Origin of the sequence: Actinomycetospora rhizophila, from assembly GCF_042657905.1 — a bacterium.
Taxonomy (GTDB): domain Bacteria; phylum Actinomycetota; class Actinomycetes; order Mycobacteriales; family Pseudonocardiaceae; genus Actinomycetospora; species Actinomycetospora rhizophila.
In genome coordinates this window covers 92,393-111,446 of sequence record NZ_JBHSKG010000014.1, presented here as the reverse complement: position 1 = coordinate 111,446, position 19,054 = coordinate 92,393, and the positions used below count along the sequence as shown (strand labels likewise).

Here is a 19,054-nt window from a genome sequence, read left to right as displayed (position 1 = left end):
CGGTCGTCACCGGGTCGGGTGACACGGATTCGCTCGGTCGGCGGCACCGCCCCGGTCCTCGCGGCTCTCCGGCCCGTTCGGCGCGGCTCCGGAGCCCGCCGGCACGCCCCGTCGACCGTTCGCCGCGCCTGTGTCGCGCGGGTCACGCCGCTCAGCCCGCGAGCTGGCCGGCTCGGACGCGGTTGCCCCGCACCGGACGCCGCGACAACAGCCGTGTGACGAGGTGCACGACCTCGGCGTCGATCGTCATCGACAGGTGCCCCACGTGCTCGAGCTCGACCTCGGTGACCTGCAGGTCGGGGTGCGTCAGCCGCGCCGCGCGCTGCGGGATGATCAGCTGGTCCTGGCGGCTCCACACCGCGAGGAACCGCGTGCGGCAGTCCGGGGCGGGTGCCTCGAGCTCGCGCAGCAGGTCGGAGCCCGGCTGCAGCTGCATCGGCACGCGCGTCGGCGGCAGGAAGTGCGCGATGAGGCTGCCCTCGTGCGGCGTGCCGAGCGTGACGAGGGTGTCCACGCGGGCGTCGCCGCCGAGGCGCTGGACGTAGTAGCGCGCGATCAGCCCGCCCAGCGAGTGCCCGACGACGTGCACCCGGTCGGCGCCGGTGCTCGCGCACAGCCGCTCGACGTGGTGGCCGAGGTCGCGGGCGGCCACCCGGATGTCGCCGGTGAACGCCGTCAGCACGCTGAAGTTGATCGCGTGGACGATGCCGAACCCGCGCCGGCGCAGCGCGCGGGCCAGCAGCGCGAAGATCGAACGGTTGTCGACGATGCCGTGCACGAGCAGGACGGGGGTCGTCGAGCTCTCCATGTCGGAGACGACGAGGCTGCGTTGCGCGGGGGACAGGGCCGCGGTGCGGTGGTGGACGAACGTGCCCGCCGGGCGCAGCACCTCGTCGACCAGGCCCCACGGGTAGAGCGACATGTGCACGGCGGTGTAGGCGACCTCGACGGCGAGGCCGCGGACGCCCGCCGGGACCCCGAAGGTGCGCGCGACGTAGCCCAGGCCGCGCCAGACGGCCCCGGCGAGGGCCGACACCGGCCGCTCCGCGGGGCCCAGCGCGTCCGTCGGCTCCGGCGCCGACGACATGACGCCCGTCACGTCCATGAGGTGGACGTTAAGGGTTGTTCACTCGGGATCCTCACCAGGGTGCGCGCCGAACCGATCAAGATCGCCCCCGGATGGGCCCGATCGGGCCATGCCGGAAACGATCCAGACCCCGCTCGACCTGCCCGTGTGTCGGGCGTCGCCCCGGTCGCGGCGCCTCGCGGGGCCCGGCGTCGATAGGGTCGCCGCGCATCCGTCGGGACGTGGGCGCTCGCTGCACAGCAGGGCGCCACGCGACCTCGCCCGGGCACCGCCGCCGGCGGCGGCCGGGGAGTTGGTGAGGAGAGTTCACGAGTGGACCTGTACGAGTACCAGGCGAAGGACCTCTTCGCCGCCCACGGGGTGCCGGTGCTGCCCGGTCGCACCGTCGACACCGCCGCGGAGGCGGAGCGGGCCGCGGAGGAGATCGGCGGCCCGGTCGTCGTCAAGGCGCAGGTGAAGACGGGCGGCCGCGGCAAGGCCGGCGGCGTCAAGCTGGCGCAGAGCCCGGCCGAGGCCAAGGAGAAGGCCCAGGCGATCCTCGGGCTCGACATCAAGGGCCACATCGTGCACCGCGTGCTGGTCACCGCGGCCAGCGACATCGCGGAGGAGTACTACTTCTCCTTCCTGCTCGACCGCTCGAACCGCACCTTCCTGGCCATGTGCTCGGCCGAGGGCGGCATGGAGATCGAGGAGCTCGCGGTCGAGCGGCCCGAGGCGCTGGCCCGGGTGCCGATCGACCCGATCGCCGGCGTCGACCGCGCCAAGGCCGACGAGATCGTGAAGCAGGGCAAGCTGCCCGCCGAGGTCGCCGACGAGGCCGCGCAGGTCATCGTCAAGCTCTGGGACACCTTCGTCGGCGAGGACGCCACGCTGGTCGAGGTCAACCCTCTGGTCCGCGACCCGCAGGACAACGTCGTCGCGCTCGACGGCAAGGTCACCCTCGACGAGAACGCGGAGTTCCGGCACGAGGCGCACGCCCAGCTCGTCGACGAGAAGAGCCAGAACCCGCTCGAGGCCAAGGCCAAGGAGTCGGACCTCAACTACGTCAAGCTCGAGGGCGGCCAGGTCGGCATCATCGGCAACGGCGCCGGGCTGGTCATGTCGACGCTCGACGTCGTCGCCTACGCCGGCGAGGCCCACGGCGGCATGAAGCCCGCCAACTTCCTCGACATCGGCGGCGGCGCGTCCGCCGAGGTCATGGCGGCCGGGCTCGACGTCATCCTCGGCGACGGGGACGTCCGCAGCGTCTTCGTCAACGTCTTCGGCGGGATCACCGCCTGCGACGCGGTGGCCAACGGCATCGTCGAGGCGCTGAAGATCCTGGGCGACGACGCCACCAAGCCGCTCGTCGTGCGGCTGGACGGCAACAACGTCGACGAGGGCCGGCGGATCCTCGCCGAGGCGAACCACCCGCTGGTCACGGTGGTGGACACGATGGACGACGCGGCCGCGAAGGCCGCCGAGCTCGCCTCGAAGGCTGGTGCGTGAGATGTCGATCTTCCTCAACGAGAACAGCAAGGTCATCGTCCAGGGCCTCACCGGCTCCGAGGGCATGAAGCACGGGCGCAAGATGCTCGCCGCGGGCACGCAGCTCGTCGGCGGCGTCAACGCCCGCAAGGCCGGCACGAGCGTCGACGTCGACGGCACGAACGTGCCGGTGTTCGGCGGCGTCGAGGAGGCCATGAAGGAGACCGGGGCCGACGTCTCGGTGCTCTTCGTGCCGCCGAAGTTCGCCAAGGACGCGGCGATCGAGGCCATCGACGCCGGCATCGGGCTCGCCGTCGTCATCACCGAGGGCATCCCGGTGCACGACTCGGCCTGGTTCTGGGCGCACGCCACCGCCAACGGCAACCGCACCCGCATCATCGGCCCGAACTGCCCCGGGATCATCTCCCCCGGCAAGTCGCTCGCGGGAATCATCCCGGCGAACATCTCGGGCCCCGGGAAGATGGGGCTCGTGTCCAAGTCGGGCACGCTGACCTACCAGATGATGTACGAGCTGCGGGACATCGGCTTCTCGACGGGCATCGGCATCGGCGGCGACCCGATCATCGGGACGACGCACATCGACGCCCTCGAGGCGTTCGAGGCCGACCCCGACACCGAGGCGATCGTGATGATCGGCGAGATCGGTGGCGACGCCGAGGAGCGGGCCGCGGACTACATCAAGGCCAACGTGACCAAGCCCGTCGTGGGCTACGTTGCGGGGTTCACGGCCCCCGAGGGCAAGACGATGGGCCACGCCGGCGCCATCGTCTCGGGCTCCGCGGGGACCGCGCAGGCCAAGAAGGAGGCGCTCGAGGCCGCGGGGGTGAAGGTGGGCAAGACTCCCACCGAGACCGCCGACCTCGCGCGCTCGCTGGTCAGCTGACCCCAGCCCGACCTGCAGCCTGACCCGCAGCCGACGCCGCCGTCCCCGGGAGGACACCTCATGAGCTCACCGAACCAGGGCCCGCCCCCGGGCGGCCCGTCCGGTCAGCGCCCGGGCCAGGCGGCGTCCGGCCCGGGCGGCTGGGGCGCCGGCGGCGGCTCGTACGGCGCGCCCGGCGGCGCGCCGTACGGGGGATCCTCCTGGGCCGGCGCCGGCCAGCAGCACCAGCAGCCGTACGGGGCGCCGGGCCAGGGCCACGGGGCGCCGGGCCAGGGCCAGGCGCCCGGCTGGGGTCAGCAGGGTGCTGGCGCCGCACCGGCGGCGTCCCCTCCGCAGACCGGGGGCTTCCCCGCGGCCACGACGACGATCACGACCACGCCCGGGACCGGCGCCCCGGACGGCGGGGCCGGGCACGGGTCGGCGGGGCCGGCGGGGTCGGGCTCCGGCGCCGAGCGCGGTGTCGCGCTGGGCGCGGGGGTCCTCGCGCTGCTCGCCTACATCCTGTCGTTCTTCGGCTCCGCCGAGGCGTCGGGCGTGGCCTCCGACCTCAGCGCGGCGTTCGGCTCGCTGTTCTACCTGCCGCTGGTGCTCGCCGGCGGCCTGCTCACCGCCGCCTCCCTGCTGCCCCGCACCTCGAACACGCTCGTGCCGGGCGCGGTCGTCGGGGTCACCGGCGCGCTGGCGATGCTCCCGCTGCTCGCCTACGCCGACGCGCTGCTCGTCGTGCAGGTGGTCCTCGCGGTGCTCGCCGCCGTGGCCGCGGTGGTCGCCGCGCTCTTCGGCACCGGTGTCCTCAGCGCCCCCGCCTCGCGCCCCGCCTCGTCGGGCTTCGGCGCGCCGTCGGGCGGGCCGGGCCAGGCTCCCGGCGGGCCGGGCCCGCAGCCGACGCCCGCCGGGCCGTGGGGCGGGCCGGCCGGGCCGCCGTCGGGCGGCATGTCGGCGCACCAGCAGCCGGGGTACGGCGGTCAGGGTCAGCACACCGGCCCGGGGTCCGGGCAGTTCGCCGCGGCCCCGCGGGGCCAGGCCGGGCCGACGTCGGCGCCGGCCTCCGGCCCGCCGTCCGGTCCCTTCGGGGCCGGCTACGGCTCGGCGGCGACCACCCAGGTCGTGCCCAGCGCGACCGCGGGCGGCCAGGGCGGTCAGGGGGGCCAGGGCGGTGACGCCGGCGCGTCCCCGTCCCGTGACGACGCGCCGTCCAACGGCCCCGCGGCGACGGTCCCCGGACCGTCGGGTCCCGGGTCGTCGGGTCCCTCGGGAGCTCCCGGGTCCTCCGACAGCGGCACGCCGAGTGGTGCCCCCGGCTTCAGTTCCTACGGGGCGGGCGAGTCGTCGAGTGCCGACGCCGGCCCCAGCACCCCGCCGCAGGGGAACCCGCAGGGCTCCTCCGGCGCCAGCTCCACCCCGGGGTACGGCATCCCCTCCACCGGCTGGGGCGCCCCCTCGGGGCCCGGCGCGGGGTCGGGGCCGGCGAACGGTCCGCTCGCCCCGCCGCCCGGTGGTGAGCGCCGCGGCGCCCACGAGTCCGGCGAGGACCCCGGCCGCCCGGCCCCGGACACCGCGTCCCCGGACGACCGCCGCGGCGAGTGGGGCTCGCCGCGCTGACGTGCGCGCGCCGGGCCCCGACCGTCGGGTGATCAGGAGCGCGTGGTCCACGCGAGGGTGCGGCGTGACGTGGCTGGTGTGCTCGTGATCTCGGGCTGCTCGGCGGATCCTGGCTCGGCCCGCGTGATCAGGAGCGCGTGGTCCACGCCGGAGCGTCGCGTGACGTGGCTGGTGTGCTCGTGATCTCGCGGGGTGCCGCGCACCCGCCGTTCCCCGGCGTGTCGCGCAGCGAGGGTGTGGTGATCCTGGCGTCAGACGCCAGCACAGCCGCATTGCTCGCACCCCCGGGCCGCGCGGCGTGGCAGCGGGGGAACGTGTCCACGGTTTGACAGTGTCGGGGGTGTGACCGCCCCGACCAGCCAGTCCCCGCGACGTGGCGGGCGCGGGAGTCGCACCGCCACCACGACCACGGCACCCGCGCCGCCCGGGTGGCTGCCGGTCCTCGCGCGCGTGGCGCTGCTGCCGCCGCTGACCCTCTACGGCGTGGCCGTCGTGCTCGCCGGCGTGATCGCCGCGCTGGCGTCGGGGACGACGCCGGGCGGTGAACCGGGGCTCGGGCAGGCGCTCGCGGTCGGGATCCCGCTGTGGCTGGTCGCGCACCTCGTCCCGTTGCAGGTCACCGGTGTGCCGCTGGGCATGCTGCCGCTCGCGCCCGCCCTGCTGCTCGCGGTCCTGATCGCGACGGAGGCGCGCGGCGCGGTGGCGCGCCTCGAGCGTCGCGCCGACGGGCGCACGGCGGGCCTGCTGCACGGGGTCGGCGTGCCCGTCGTCGCCACGGCCGCCGCGGCGCACGCGGTGATCGGCGTGCTCGCCGCGGCGCTGCTCACCCCCGAGACCGTCGTCGACGCGTCGCCCGGCCTGGCCGGGGTGGTGTGCGGGCTGCTCGCGGGCCTCGCCGCGCTGGCCGGCGTCGCCCGCCCGTGCGGCCTGCTCGCGCTGCCCCGCCGCCTGCCGGGGTGGGCGCGCCAGGGGCTGCAGGGCGGCCTCCTCGCGACGACGGCGCTGCTCACGGCGGGCGCGGGGCTGCTGCTCGCCGCCCTGCTCGCCGACATCGGTGCGGTGCGCGGGGTGCTCGCCGACGTCGCCCCCGAGGCCGGCAGCGGCGCGGGCCTCACGGTGCTCACGCTCGCGTACCTGCCCAACGCGGTCGTCGCGGCCGCGGCGTGGCTCGTGGGACCGGGGGTGTCGATCGGGGCCGCCTCGGCGACACCGACCGCGATCACGTCCGGGCTCCTGCCGCCCGTGCCGCTCGCGGCGGTGCTCCCGCAGAGCCCGCCGCCGACGTGGGCGGGGCTCGCGTTCGCCGTCCCGCTCGCCGTCGGCAGCATCGTGGGCTGGCGCCTGGCCCCGATCGCCGCCGACGCCCCGCCGCGCATCAAGGCCACCGTCACGGCGGCGGTCACCGCGGCGCTGCTCCTCGGGCTCGCGGCGGCCCTGTCCGGCGGGCGTCTCGGCGCCGGCCCGTTCGACCCGGTCGAGGTGCCGGCCGGGCCCGTCGCCGTCGCGGTACTGGGCTGGGTGCTCGTGCCCGGGCTGGTCGTGGCGCTTCTCGCCGTCCCGCTCGGCAGCGTCCCGGACCGTTCCCGCCGCCGACCGGCCGGCACGTCCCGCAGCACGCGGGCCACCCCGGAGAAGCCCGACGAGCCCGACACGACCGCCGAGGAGGCCCCCGCCACCCAGGCCGCGGACGCGCCGGACGCCGAGGCCTCCGACGACGCCGCCGCCGAGGCGAGCGAGGGCGTCCGACCTGCGGAGGAGCCGCGCGGTTAACCTGGACGCCGACACCCACGGCGGCCCGGGAGCAGCGCTGACCACCACCGAGCAGCACCGGCTGACTCTGCCCGTGCCCGCCCGCGTCGTCGTCCTGGCCTCCGGATCGGGGAGCCTGCTGCAGGCGCTGCTCGACGCGTGCGACGGTGACGGCTACCCGGCGCGCGTCGTCACCGTCGTCTCCGACCGTCCCGCGGTGGGCGCGCTGGACCGCGCGACGGCCGCGGGCGTCGACGTCGCCGTGGTGCGGCCCGCCGAGTTCGCCGACCGCGCCGCCTGGGACGCCGCGCTGGCCGAGACCGTCGCCGCCGCCGGGCCCGACCTCGTCGTGTCCGCCGGGTTCGCCCGGCTGCTCGGCACCGCGTTCCTGGCCCGGTTCGGCGGCCGCACGATCAACACCCACCCCGCGCTGCTGCCCGCGTTCCCCGGGGCCCACCCGGTGCGCGACACCGTCGCCTACGGGGTGAAGCTCACCGGGGCGACCGTGCACCTGGTCGACGCCGGCGTCGACACCGGCCCGGTGCTGGCGCAGGAGGCCGTCACGGTCGAGCCGGACGACACCGAGGACACGCTGCACGAGCGCATCAAGGTGGTGGAACGCCGGGTGCTCGTCGAGACCGTGGCCGCGCTGGCCCGCCACGGCGCCACCGTCACCGGACGAGGAGTGAGGATTCCGTGACCGACGCCATCGAGGGCCGCCGGCCCATCCGCCGCGCCCTGGTCAGCGTGTTCGACAAGGCCGGTCTGCTCGACCTCGCGACGGGGCTGCACGCCGCGGGGGTCGAGGTCGTGTCGACCGGGTCGACCGCCGCGCGGATCGCCGACGCCGGCGTCCCGGTCACGCGGGTCGAGGAGGTCACCGGGTTCCCCGAGTGCCTCGACGGCCGCGTGAAGACGCTGCACCCGCGCGTGCACGCCGGGCTGCTCGCCGACTCGCGGCTGCCCACGCACGTCAGCCAGCTCGACGAGCTCGGGATCGCGCCGTTCGACCTGCTGGTGGTCAACCTCTACCCGTTCACGCAGACGGTGGCGTCCGGCGCCTCCCCCGACGACTGCGTCGAGCAGATCGACATCGGCGGTCCGGCGATGATCCGGGCGTCGGCGAAGAACCACGAGACGATGACCGTCATCACCGACCCGACGCGCTACCCGTGGCTGCTCGAGCAGGCCAAGAACGGCGGCGTCGCGCTGGCCGACCGCCGCGCGCTCGCGGCCGAGGCCTTCCGGCACACCGCCGCGTACGACGTGGCCGTCGCGTCGTGGATGGGCAACGTCCTGACCTCGGACGCCGAGCCGGGCTCGCCGTTCCCCGGCTGGGTCGGCACGACGGCCCGGCGCCGCGCGGTGCTGCGCTACGGCGAGAACCCGCACCAGGCCGCCGCGCTCTACGGCGACCCGGAGGTCAGCTCCGGCATCGCCGGTGCGACGCAGGTGCACGGCAAGGAGATGTCGTACAACAACTACGTCGACACCGACGCCGCCTGGCGCGCCGCCCACGACCACGACGGCGTCTGCGTGGCGATCATCAAGCACGCCAACCCGTGCGGGATCGCGGTGGCGACCGGTGACGAGGACGTCGCCGCCGCGCACCGCAAGGCCCACGCCTGCGACCCGACCAGCGCGTTCGGCGGCGTGATCGCCGCGAACACCGAGGTCTCCGTGGCCATGGCCGAGACCGTCTCGGAGATCTTCACCGAGGTCATCGTGGCCCCGTCCTACGCCGACGGCGCGGTCGACGTGCTGGCCCGCAAGAAGAACATCCGCGTGCTGACCGCGACCTGGGCGCCGTCCCCGGTCGAGCAGCGCCCGATCTCCGGCGGGCTGCTCCTGCAGCAGCGCGACGCCGTCGACGCCCCCGGCGACGACCCGGCCTCGTGGACCCTGGCCTGCGGCGACGCGGCCTCGCCCGAGCTGCTGGCGGACCTCGCGTTCGCGTGGCGCGCCTGCCGCGCGGTGAAGTCGAACGCGATCCTGCTCGCCCACGACGGCGCCACCGTCGGCGTCGGCATGGGCCAGGTCAACCGCGTCGACGCCGCGCGCCTCGCGGTCACCCGCGCCGGCGACCGCGTCCGCGGCTCGGTGGCCGCCTCCGACGCGTTCTTCCCGTTCCCGGACGGCTTCGAGGTGCTCGCCGAGGCGGGCGTCGCCGCCGTCGTGCAGCCCGGCGGGTCGGTGCGCGACGAGCAGACGATCGAGGCGGCCCGGAGGGCCGGCGTGACGATGTACCTCACCGGCACGCGGCACTTCGCGCACTAGGCGGAGAGCTGCTGTCGCAGCCACGCCCCCGCCCGCCCGAGCGCCGCGGCCGCCTCGGGGTAGACCCCGACGCCGAGCTGGAAGAAGTGCTGCATCTGCGGCCAGACGTCCAGGGTCACCGGGACGTCGGCGAGCGCGGCGGCCCGGGCGACGGCGAGCGCGTCGTCGAGCAGCACCTCGTGGCTGCCGACCTGCACCAGCAGCGGCGGCCACGCCGCGGCGACGTCCCCGGGCGCCGCGAGGGCGGGCGAGGCGGTCGGGTCGGTGGGGTCGTGGCCGTCGAGGTACTGGCGGGCCATCCGCGTGAGGCTCTCGCGGCTGCACTCGAGGTCGGCGGCGCGGCGGGACTCGAAGGACGGCGCCGAGCAGGTCAGGTCAGCCCACGGTGACATGAGGAAGGCGGCGGCCGGGCGGGCGAGCCCGGCGCGGGCGGCGGCGAGCAGGGTCTCGAGGACCAGCCCGCCCCCGGACGACTCGCCGGCCAGCACGAGACGTTCGCCCGGGACCCCCTGCTGCTCCAGGAGCCACCGGGCGGCGGCGACCGCCGCGTCCACGTCCTGCGGGAAGGGGTGCTCGGGGGCCAGCGGGTAGTCCAGCAGCAGCACGCGGGCGTCGAGGGCCAGGGCGAGGTGGCCGGCGAACTTGTGGCGCGAGGCCGGCGAGGTGATGACGTGCCCGCCGCCGAACAGGTAGAGGACGGTGCTGGTGGGCGCGGTCCCGCTCACCCACACCCCGGTGACGCCGCCGTCGGCGACGGTCTCGTAGGTGACCCCGACCGGTGCCGCGGTGAGGTCCTCGGCGTGCTCGCCGGCCTGTCGTTGCGCCGTGAGCGGCATCTCGGCCATGCGCGGCGCCTGTCGCAGCATCTCGGCGAACCGCTCGGCCTCGGCACTCACCACGGTCGTCCTCCTCAGGCGGTCACGGGATCGGTGGTGGCGGCGGAACGTCGCGGCCACTGGCTGACGAGGGTCGCCGCCCCGGCGACGAGCAGGAGCGCGGCGACCGCGAGGAGGGTGAGGGCCAGACCGGCCACGGTGGGCGGGCGCGGGCCGACTGCCTCGATGATCGCCGTGGCCGCGACGATGCCGATGCCGCCGACGCAGATCAGCGAGGTGAGCACGACCCCGGTGGCCTCGGCGGAGCGCTGCGGCGGCAGGACGTTCTGCACGGCGAGCGGGGCCAGCCCGTACCCCATGCCGGTGGTCAGCCCGCAGACCCCGAGCGCGAGGACGAACAGCGGCAACGGCCCGGCGAACGCCAGCAGGGCCAGCGCCGGCGCCCCCGCCAGCACCGAGACGGCCATGATCGGACCGGCGGGCCTGCGGGCCGTCAGCCACCCGGACAGCGGCCCGCACGCGGCGAGCCCGATGGACGAGACGCAGAAGGCGAGCCCGGCCGCCGCCGCGGACAGGCCGCGCAGGGTCTGCAGGTCGATGGTGGCGGCCACGATGTAGGTGACGGTCCCGACGTTGGCCAGCGTCCCGGCGGCACAGAGCACCACGAACAGCCGGTTGCGCACGAGCGAGGGCCGCACGAGGGCAGCGGGGGCGTGGCGCTCGCGGACCCCGAACGCGACGAGCAGCGCCAGCCCGCCGAGCAGCGGCCCCCAGGTCGCCGGCGTGGTCCACCCCTGCACGCCGACGTCGTCGATGGCGACGCTGACCGCGACGAGCCCGCCGACGACGGTGACGACGCCCCACCAGTCGAGGGTGCGCAGGTCGCGGCCCGCCTCCTCGTCGCGGGAGGTGGCCAGCCGGCGCACCCCCCAGATCGCGAGCAGGGCCACGGGCACGTTGACCAGGAACACCCAGCGCCAGCCCACGGTCGACGACAGCACGCCGCCGACGATCGGCCCGAGCGCGGTGCCCACCCCGGAGACGCCGAGCATCACCCCGGTGACGCCCGGGCGCTGCTCGGGGGTCGTCGCGTTGGTGACCAGCGCGAAGCTCGACGGCATGATCAGGGCCGCGCCGACGCCCTGCGCCACGCGGGCCCCGATGAGCACCGGCACCGAGCTCACCAGGCCGCACACGAGCGAGCTCAGCCCGAACAGCGCGATCCCGGCGACCAGGACCTCGCGGCGCCCGAGCATGTCGCCGAGCCGTCCGGCCGGGATGAGCAGCGCGCCGAGCGCGATCATGTAGCCGCTCAGCAGCCACTGCAGGTTCGTCACGGTGGTGCCGAGGTCGAGGGCCATGGTCGGCAGCGCGAGGCCCAGCGAGAAGAAGTCGAGCTGGATGCAGAAGAGGCCCGCCGCGACGGGGAGGAACGGCGTTGCGGTACGCAACGTAGCCGTCGACAGGGCCATGAGGAGTACGTTAGGGCGTCATGCCCGGCTCGTCATCACTCTGCGTCGATCCAGTGGGGGTCTGATGGCCGACGAGCTCGAGGTGCTGCGCGCGGAGCTCGACGGCATCGACGACGCGCTGTTCGCCCTCGTCCGCGACCGGATGCGCTGCATCGAGCGCGTCGGGGCGGTCAAGGCGCGGGCGGGCACGCCGGTGTTCCAGCCGGGTCGCGCGGCCGAGGTGCAGCGCCAGGCCGCCGCCCGGGCGCGGGAGCACGGCCTCGACGAGGCCTTCCTGGTGCGCCTGGCCGACCTGCTCATGGAGGAGGCCATCCGGGTCGAGGAGGCGATCGTGGCCCGGGCTGCTCAGCCCGGGGTGTCGAACGACGGGCCGGCGAACTCTCCGCCGACGTAGCCGTCGGTGTCGGCGGTCCGGTCACCGACCTCCGCCGCGTGGACCTCCGCGTCGTCCTGCGGGCGGTAGCCGATCTCGTGCGCGCCGGCGAGCGACCAGACCCGGCGGGTGTTGGCCGAGACGCCCCAGACCACGCGGAACCCCGGTGCCCGGCAGGTCAGCGAGGCCTCGACGAGCCGGCCGCAGTCGTCGGGCGAGAGCCAGGTCGCGAGCCCGCGGGCGTTCGGCGGGGTGTCGCTGCAGGTGCCGATGCGCAGGCAGACCACGTCGAGGCCGTAGCGGTCGTGGTAGAGGCTGCCGAGCGCCTCGCCGGTCACCTTGCTCACGCCGTAGTAGGTGTCCGGGCGGGCCGGGAGGTCGTCGGGGACGGGGTCCGTGGCGGGCTGGAAGCCGGCGGCGTGGTTGCTGCTCGCGAACACCACGCGCCCGACGCCCGCGCGCCGGGCGGCCTCGAACACGACGTAGGTGCCGTGGATGTTGGTCGCCAGGATGCTGTCCCACGGCGCCTCGCCGCTCTGTCCGCCCAGGTGGACGACGGCGTCGACCCCCGTGCAGGCGTCGACCATCGCGTCGAGGTCGGTGACGGACGCGGTGATCGCCTCCTCGTGCTCGTCGACGCCGTCCGGGGTGGTGAGGTCGAGCAGGCGCAGCGTGCGGCCGGGCCGGGGGAGGCGGGCCCGGAGGTAGCCGCCGATCCGCCCGGCGGCGCCGGTGACGAGGACGCGCTCGGTCGCGGGAGACGGAGCGGAGCGGAGCTCGACCGTTGACATTGCTGTCCCTCTTCTCCGTGACTCGTTCCCGTGACCTCACCCGCGGGCTCGGCGGTTGTCGGGGGTGTGGGTTAGCGTTCTCCTCGTTCGAACACGTGTTCGAGGAGGGGCGCTCATGGGCAGTGCGTCATCGTTGCTCGACGACCAGGGTTCCCCGTCGCGGCGGTGGGCCGATCTCGGGGTGGTGCGGGCCTCGGAGCTGCGGGGCCGGCGGCGGGCCCCGGCACCGTCGGTCCCGGAGCCGGTCGCGGGGCCGGTCGCGGGGCCGGTGCCGGAGGAGGTGGGTGAGCCGGTCGTCGAGCCGCCGCGTGCGGAGCGTGAGGGCAGCGCGGTGCTGCCGGTGTCCGCGCCGCTGGCCGGGCTGCTGCCCGACGGCGGGTTGCGGCGCGGGTCGGCGGTCGCGGTGTGCGGGTCGACGTCGTTGCTGCTCGCGCTGCTGGCCGAGGCCTCGCGGGACGGCTCGTGGTGCGCGGTGGTGGGGCTGCCCGACCTCGGGGTCCAGGCGGCGGCCGAGGCGGGGCTCGACCTGGCGCGCACGGCGCTGGTGCCCCGGCCGGGGCCGCGTCCGGCGGCGGTGGTGGCGGCGCTGGTCGACGGGGTCGACGTGGTCGTGCTCGACACGACGCTGCCCGGCGTGCGGTGGCCCGCGGGCGATCGCCAGCGGCTCGGCGCGCGGGTCCGCCAGCGGGGCGCGGTGCTGGTGCCGGTCGGGGCGCCGGGCGCGTGGCCGGGCGCCGAGGTCGAGCTGCGGGCCGAGGGCAGCGCCTGGGCCGGGCTCGGGGGCGACGGCGCGGGGCGCCTGCGCTCGCGGCGGGTCCGGGTGCGCTCCGCCGCCCGGGGGCGCCCGGGCGAGCAGGAGGAGCCGCTGCTGCTGCCCGGGCCCGCCGGGACGTGCCTGCCGGACGGGGAGCTGCCGGTCGGGGCGCCGCTGACGGGCCCGCCCCGGCGGGTCGAGCGCGCGTCCGCCCCTCTCGGGGCGGTGGCCGGGTGAGCGCGCCGGCGCGGGTGCTCGCGCTCTGGTGTCCCGACTGGCCGGTGGTGGCGGGCGCGGCCGAGGCGGGGCTGCCGCCCGCGCGGCCCGCGGCGGTCCTGGCGTCCCACCGGGTGGTGGCCTGCTCGGCGACGGCGCGGGCGCAGGGGATCCGACGGGGGCTGCGACGCCGCGAGGCCCAGGCCCGCTGCCCGGACCTCGCGGTGCTCGCCCGCGACCCCGAGCGCGACGCCCGCTGCTTCGAGCCGGTCGCGGCGGCGGTCGAGGAGCTCGCGCCGGGGGTCGAGGTGGTGCGCCCGGGGCTCGTGGCGCTCTCCGCGCGCGGCCCGGCGCGGTACTTCGGGGGCGAGGAGGTCGTGGCCGAGCGCCTGGTCGACCGCGTGGCGGCGCGCACCCGCGTCGAGTGCCAGGTGGGGGTGGCCGACGGGCTGTTCGCCGCCGGCCTCGCCGCCCGCCGCTCGCTGCTGGTCCCGGCGGGGGAGAGCCCGGCGTTCCTGGCGCCGCTGCCGGTCACCGAGCTCGAGCTCGAGCCGGGCGTCGAGCCCGACACCGCCGGCGCCGACGACGACGCGAGCGCGACGCGCGCCGAGCTGATCGGCCTGCTGCGCCGGCTCGGGCTCACGACGCTGGGTGCCTTCGCCGGCCTGTCGGCCACCGACGTGGCGTCCCGCTTCGACGCCGCCGCCGTCCGGGCCCACCGCCTGGCCCGCGGGCTCGACGAGCGCCCGCCCTCGCGGCGCCGGATCCCCGACGAGCTCACCGTCGAGCTCCCGCTCGACCCGCCGGTCGACCGGGTCGACGCCGCCGCCTTCGCCGCCCGCTCGCTGGCCGAGCGGCTGCACGAGGCGCTGGGCCGGGCGGGCCTGGCGTGCACGCGTCTCGGCGTGCAGGCCCGCACCACCGAGGGCGACGAGCTGGCCCGGGTCTGGCGCTGCGCCGAGCCGCTGACCCCGCACGGCACGGCCGACCGCGTGCGCTGGCAGCTCGAGGGCTGGCTGTCACGCCGGCAGGGCGGCAGCCGGGACGGCGGGCTCACCGTGCTGCGCCTGGTCCCCGAGGAGGTCGTCGACGCCGGGCGGCTGCAGCTCGGGCTCTGGGGCGAGGTCGGAGTGGCCGACGAGCGGGCGGGGCGGGCGCTGGTGCGGGTCCAGGGCCTGCTCGGGCCCGAGGAGGTGCTCACCGGGGTGTCCGGGGGCGGGCGCGGTCCCGGCGAGCGGATCCGCCTCGTGCCCTGGGGCGACGAGCGCACGCCCCGCGGTGCCGATCCGGAGGCGCCGTGGCCCGGCGTGCTCCCGGCGCCCTCGCCGGCGCGGGTGCCGCCCGAGCCGCTGCCGGCGCGGGTGCTCGACGCCGGGGGTGCGCCGGTGCGGCGGGCCGCCCGCGGCCGGCTCACCGCCCCGCCCGCCCACGTGGCTCTCGGCACCGACCCGTCGGCCCCCACCGCGCCGGTCCGCGCGTGGGGCGGCCCGTGGCCCGATCCCGGCCGCTGGTGGGACCCCCGCGCCGCGCCCGGGGGCAGCCTGCGCATCCAGGTCGTGTGCAGCACCGACGCCGACGAGATCGCCGCCGGCCGCGACCCCGAGCCCGACCCGGCGGCCGACCTCGCGCCCGACCCGGTCGCTTCCGGCGCCGATGCGGTGGGCCGCGCCCTGCTCCTGGTCCACCGCGACGATCGCTGGGCGGTAGAGGGGATCTACGACTGACCGGCTGTCGGACCCGTCGTCTATCGTGTCGAACACGTGTTCGAGTGACTGTGAGGTGCGGGATGGGGTGGAACAACCCGCCGGTCGACTGGTCGGAGATGGAGCGCCTGCTCTCCGGGCGCCCGGCCGACGGGCCCAGTCTGCAGGGGCGGGGCAACGGGACGCGGAAGGCGATCCAGGGAGGCGCAGCGGAGCGGAGCCCGACCCGTCGGGAGGGCGACGCCACGGTCCGGCGGCGCGACGACGAGCCGCACGAGGGGCACATCGGCCCCTGGCCTCCCGACGACTTCGTCCGCGACCCCCTCGCGTTCGACGACGGCGACCGGATCGACGGCCCGGGCACCATCCGCGCCCCGCGCGACGAGCAGTTCCCCGGCGACGGGGGCGACAGCCCGGCGTGGAGTCGGCACCGCACGCCCTACCGCCCGCCGGCCGGGCGGCGGTCCACGGGCACGACGGTCCCCTACGCCGAGCTGCACGTGCACTCCAACTTCAGCTTCCTCGACGGTGCGTCGCACCCCGAGGAGCTGGTCGAGGAGGCGGCGCGCCTGGGCCTCGAGGCGATCGCGCTCACCGACCACGACGGCATGTACGGGGTGGTGCGCTTCGCCGAGGCCGCGCAGGAGCTGGGGGTCCCGACGGTCTACGGCGCCGAGCTCTCGCTGGGCCTGTCCGCCCCGCAGAACGGCGTGCCCGACCCCGAGGGCGACCACCTGCTGGTCCTCGCCCGCGACCCCGACGGCTACCGGGCGATCTCGCGGGCGATCACCGAGGGCCAGATGCACACCCACGGCGAGAAGGGCCGCCCGGTGTACGACCCGGAGCGTGTCGCGTCGACGCTCGGGGGGCACGTGCAGGTGCTCACGGGGTGCCGCAAAGGGTCGGTGCGCCGGGCGCTCGCGGCGGGCGGGGCGGAGGCGGCCGCCCGCGAGATCGAGCGGCTCGTCGCCCTGTTCGGGGCCGACGACGTCGCGGTCGAGCTCACCGACCAGGGCCTCCCGGACGACACCGAGCGCAACGCGGCGCTGGCCGAGCTCGCCGGTCGCGCCGACCGGGGCCGCGGTCTGCGCACCGTGGCCACCACCGGCGCCCACTACGCGACGCCCGACCGCGCGCGGCTCGCGGCCGCGCTCGGGGCGGTGCGGGCGCGGCGCAGCCTCGACGACGCCGAGGGCTGGCTGCCGCCAGGGCCGGCGCACCTGCGCTCGGGGGCGGAGATGGCGCAGCGGTTCGCGCGCCACCCGCAGGCCGTCGCCCACGCCGCGGCGCTGGGCCGCGAGTGCGCGTTCGGTCTCGAGCTGCTGGCGCCCGAGCTGCCGCCGTTCGCGGTGCCCGAGGGCGAGACCGAGGCGAGCTGGCTGCGGCGCCTGACGTGGCTGGGGGCGGGGGTGCGCTACGGCGACCGGATGCGCTCGCCGCGGGCGTTCGAGGTGATCGACCACGAGCTGGACGTCATCGAGCGGCAGGGCTTCCCCGGCTACTTCCTCATCGTCGCCGACATCGTGCGGTACTGCGCCGACCACGACATCTACTGCCAGGGCCGGGGCTCGGCGGCCAACTCGGCGGTCTGCTTCGCGCTGGGCATCACCCACGTCGACGCCGTCCAGATGGGCCTGCTGTTCGAGCGCTTCCTCTCCCCGGAGCGCGACGGCTACCCCGACATCGACCTCGACATCGAGTCCGACCGCCGCGAGGAGGCCATCCAGTACGTCTACGCGCGCTACGGGCGCGACCGGGCCGCGCAGGTCGCCAACGTCATCACCTACCGGCCGCGCTCGGCGGTGCGCGACGCGGCCCGCGCGCTGGGGTTCTCGCAGGGCCAGCAGGACGCGTGGAGCAAGCAGATCGACCGCTGGGGTCCCGGCGCCGAGCTCGCGGGCCAGGTGCCCGAGATGCCCCCGGCGGTCGCCTCGCTCGCCGAGCAGATCGCGGGCTTCCCGCGCCACCTCGGGATCCACTCCGGCGGCATGGTCATCTGCGACCGGCCGGTCGACCAGGTGGTGCCCGTGGAGTGGGGGCGGATGCCGGGACGCAGCGTCATCCAGTGGGACAAGGACGACGCGGCGGCGGTCGGGCTGGTCAAGTTCGACCTGCTGGGGCTGGGGATGCTCTCGGTGCTGCACTACGCCGCCGACCTCGTCGCCGAGCACCACGGGGTGCGGGTGGCGCTGCACGACCTGCAGCCGGTGGACGAGAACGTGTTCGCCATGCTCGCCGAGGGCGACTCGGTGGGCGTGTTCCAGGTCGAGTCCCGCGCGCAGATGGCGACGCTGCCGCGGCTGCGGCCCCGGGAGTTCTACGACCTGGTGGTCGAGGTCGCCCTCATCCGGCCCGGGCCGATCCAGGGCGGGTCGGTGCACCCCTACATCCGGCGGCGCAACGGGCTGGAGCGCGTCGTCTACGACCACCCGCTCTGCGAGCCGGCGCTGGAGAAGACGCTCGGGGTGCCGCTGTTCCAGGAGCAGCTGATGCAGCTCGCCGTCGACGTGGCCGGCTTCTCCGCCGCCGAGGCCGACGAGCTGCGGCGCGCCCTGTCGGCCAAGCGCTCCACCGAGCGGATCGAGCGCATGCGGGAGCGGTTCTACGAGGGCATGGCGGCCAACGGGATCACCGGCGACCTCGCGGACACGATCTTCCACAAGACCAGGGCGTTCGCGAACTTCGGCTTCCCCGAGAGCCACTCGATCAGCTTCGCGTCACTGGTCTACGTCAGCGCCTGGTACAAGCTCTACTACCCGGCCGCCTTCTGCGCGGCGCTGCTGCGGGCCCAGCCGATGGGCTTCTACTCGCCCCAGTCGCTCACCGCCGACGCCCGCCGGCACGGGGTGGTGGTGCTGGGTCCCGACGTCCAGGTCGCCGCCGACACCCCGGGCCTCGAGCCGCACCCCGACAGCCACGCGGGGGTCGCGGTGCGGCTGGGGCTCGCCGGGGTGCGGGGGCTGGGCGACGAGGTGGCCGCGCGGATCGTGCGCGAACGCGACGCGCACGGTGCCTACCGCGACGTCGCCGACCTCGCCCGGCGCGCCGAGCTGACCACCGCCCACGTCGAGGCCCTCGCCACGGCCGGGGCGCTGGGCTGCTTCGGGCTCGACCGCCGCGAGGCGCTGTGGGCCGCCGGCGCGGCGGCCGCCGGGGTCGGGGTGGTGCGCGACGGCGTGCGGCACGACCGCCTGCCCGACACCGCGGTGGGGCTCGAGGCCCCGGCGCTGCCCGGCATGAGCGCGGTCGAGCTCACCGTCGCCGACGTGTGGGCCACCGGCCTGACCCCGGACAGCCACCCCGTGACCCACCTGCGCGCGGCGCTCGACGAGCGGGGCGCGTACTCGGTGGCCGGGGTCGCCGGGGTGCCCGAGGGCGAGCGCATCGAGGTCGGCGGGGTGGTCACCCACCGCCAGCGCCCCGCGACGGCGGGCGGGACGACGTTCCTCAACCTCGAGGACGAGACCGGCATGCTCAACGTGGTCTGCTCGGAGGGCCTGTGGGCGCGCCACCGCGTGGTGGCCCGCACCAGCGCCGCGCTCGTCATCCGCGGCCGCGTCGAGCGGGCCCACGACGCGCCGACCGTGGTCAACCTCGTCGCCGACCGCGTCGAACGCCTCGAGCTCCGGGTGCCCTCGAGCTCCCGCGACTTCCGCTGACGCGCCCCGCACCATGTCTGGCGAGGGGCGCCCCTCGCCCGCTCTTCCGCGCGAAGGGCCCCCTCGCTCGAGACGCCGGGCGAGGGAGCCCCACCGGTGTTCCGGCGAGGGGCACCCGTGGCCCGTCCACTCGAGCGAAGGTGCCCTTCGCTCAGAAAGGGGGT

The 19,054-nt window shown here is 76.4% G+C and carries 14 protein-coding genes; 10 read left to right on the top strand and 4 right to left on the bottom strand.

From position 1 onward, the window contains the following. Positions 1–151 precede the first annotated feature (151 nt). Positions 152–1,105, bottom strand: coding sequence for an alpha/beta fold hydrolase (locus ACFPK1_RS23290; RefSeq protein ID WP_378023339.1), 954 nt, complete (start codon positions 1,103–1,105; stop codon positions 152–154). Positions 1,106–1,399: 294 nt separating this feature from the next. Between ACFPK1_RS23290 and sucC the strand changes: the two genes are divergently transcribed. The 6 genes from sucC (at position 1,400) to purH (ending at position 9,086) form a co-directional block, all read left to right on the top strand. Beyond that, entirely contained in the window at positions 1,400–2,575 is a 1,176-nt protein-coding gene (sucC, locus tag ACFPK1_RS23285; RefSeq protein ID WP_378023338.1) for an ADP-forming succinate--CoA ligase subunit beta, read from the top strand. A gap of 1 nt (position 2,576) precedes the next feature. Next, positions 2,577–3,458: a succinate--CoA ligase subunit alpha gene (sucD, locus tag ACFPK1_RS23280; RefSeq protein ID WP_378023337.1), complete on the top strand. Its 882-nt coding sequence runs from the start codon at positions 2,577–2,579 to the stop codon at positions 3,456–3,458. Positions 3,459–3,518: 60 nt separating this feature from the next. Continuing rightward, positions 3,519–5,060 carry a DUF5336 domain-containing protein gene (locus ACFPK1_RS23275; RefSeq protein WP_378023336.1) on the top strand — a complete coding sequence of 514 codons (1,542 nt, stop codon included), beginning with the start codon at positions 3,519–3,521 and terminating at the stop codon, positions 5,058–5,060. 342 nt (positions 5,061–5,402) lie between these two features. Next, positions 5,403–6,830, top strand: a complete 1,428-nt coding sequence (locus tag ACFPK1_RS23270) for a cell division protein PerM (RefSeq protein WP_378023335.1) — start codon at positions 5,403–5,405, stop codon at positions 6,828–6,830. Positions 6,831–6,891: 61 nt separating this feature from the next. Then, positions 6,892–7,509 carry a phosphoribosylglycinamide formyltransferase gene (gene purN, locus ACFPK1_RS23265; protein WP_378023398.1) on the top strand — a complete coding sequence of 206 codons (618 nt, stop codon included), beginning with the start codon at positions 6,892–6,894 and terminating at the stop codon, positions 7,507–7,509. Next, on the top strand, positions 7,506–9,086 hold the full coding sequence (purH, locus tag ACFPK1_RS23260; protein WP_378023334.1) for a bifunctional phosphoribosylaminoimidazolecarboxamide formyltransferase/IMP cyclohydrolase: 1,581 nt from the start codon (positions 7,506–7,508) through the stop codon (positions 9,084–9,086). The genes purN and purH overlap by 4 nt, the downstream gene beginning before the upstream one ends. On the opposite strand, the gene ACFPK1_RS23255 is transcribed toward purH, so the two are convergent. Both ACFPK1_RS23255 and ACFPK1_RS23250 read right to left on the bottom strand, forming a co-directional pair. Next, entirely contained in the window at positions 9,083–9,985 is a 903-nt protein-coding gene (locus ACFPK1_RS23255; protein WP_378023333.1) for an alpha/beta hydrolase fold domain-containing protein, read from the bottom strand. The genes purH and ACFPK1_RS23255 overlap by 4 nt on opposite strands. A gap of 11 nt (positions 9,986–9,996) precedes the next feature. Beyond that, a complete protein-coding gene (locus ACFPK1_RS23250; protein ID WP_378023332.1) occupies positions 9,997–11,394 on the bottom strand; it encodes an MFS transporter in 1,398 nt (465 codons plus the stop codon). Between the two features lie 64 nt (positions 11,395–11,458). On the opposite strand from ACFPK1_RS23250, the gene ACFPK1_RS23245 reads away from it, so the two are divergent. Continuing rightward, a complete protein-coding gene (locus ACFPK1_RS23245) occupies positions 11,459–11,788 on the top strand; it encodes a chorismate mutase (RefSeq protein ID WP_378023331.1) in 330 nt (109 codons plus the stop codon). Here ACFPK1_RS23245 and ACFPK1_RS23240 read toward each other — a convergent pair. Beyond that, on the bottom strand, positions 11,740–12,558 hold the full coding sequence (locus ACFPK1_RS23240) for an NAD-dependent epimerase/dehydratase family protein (protein ID WP_378023330.1): 819 nt from the start codon (positions 12,556–12,558) through the stop codon (positions 11,740–11,742). The genes ACFPK1_RS23245 and ACFPK1_RS23240 overlap by 49 nt on opposite strands. Positions 12,559–12,673: 115 nt before the next feature. On the opposite strand from ACFPK1_RS23240, the gene ACFPK1_RS23235 reads away from it, so the two are divergent. The 3 genes from ACFPK1_RS23235 to ACFPK1_RS23225 all read left to right on the top strand — a co-directional run bounded on the left by ACFPK1_RS23235 (position 12,674) and on the right by ACFPK1_RS23225 (position 18,890). Further along, positions 12,674–13,549 (top strand): hypothetical protein, encoded by an 876-nt coding sequence (locus ACFPK1_RS23235; protein WP_378023329.1) that lies wholly within the window; start codon positions 12,674–12,676, stop codon positions 13,547–13,549. After that, positions 13,546–15,252, top strand: coding sequence for a DNA polymerase Y family protein (locus tag ACFPK1_RS23230; RefSeq protein WP_378023328.1), 1,707 nt, complete (start codon positions 13,546–13,548; stop codon positions 15,250–15,252). The genes ACFPK1_RS23235 and ACFPK1_RS23230 overlap by 4 nt, the downstream gene beginning before the upstream one ends. 62 nt (positions 15,253–15,314) lie before the next feature. Beyond that, positions 15,315–18,890: an error-prone DNA polymerase gene (locus ACFPK1_RS23225; RefSeq protein WP_378023327.1), complete on the top strand. Its 3,576-nt coding sequence runs from the start codon at positions 15,315–15,317 to the stop codon at positions 18,888–18,890. The last annotated feature ends 164 nt before the right edge of the window (positions 18,891–19,054 follow it).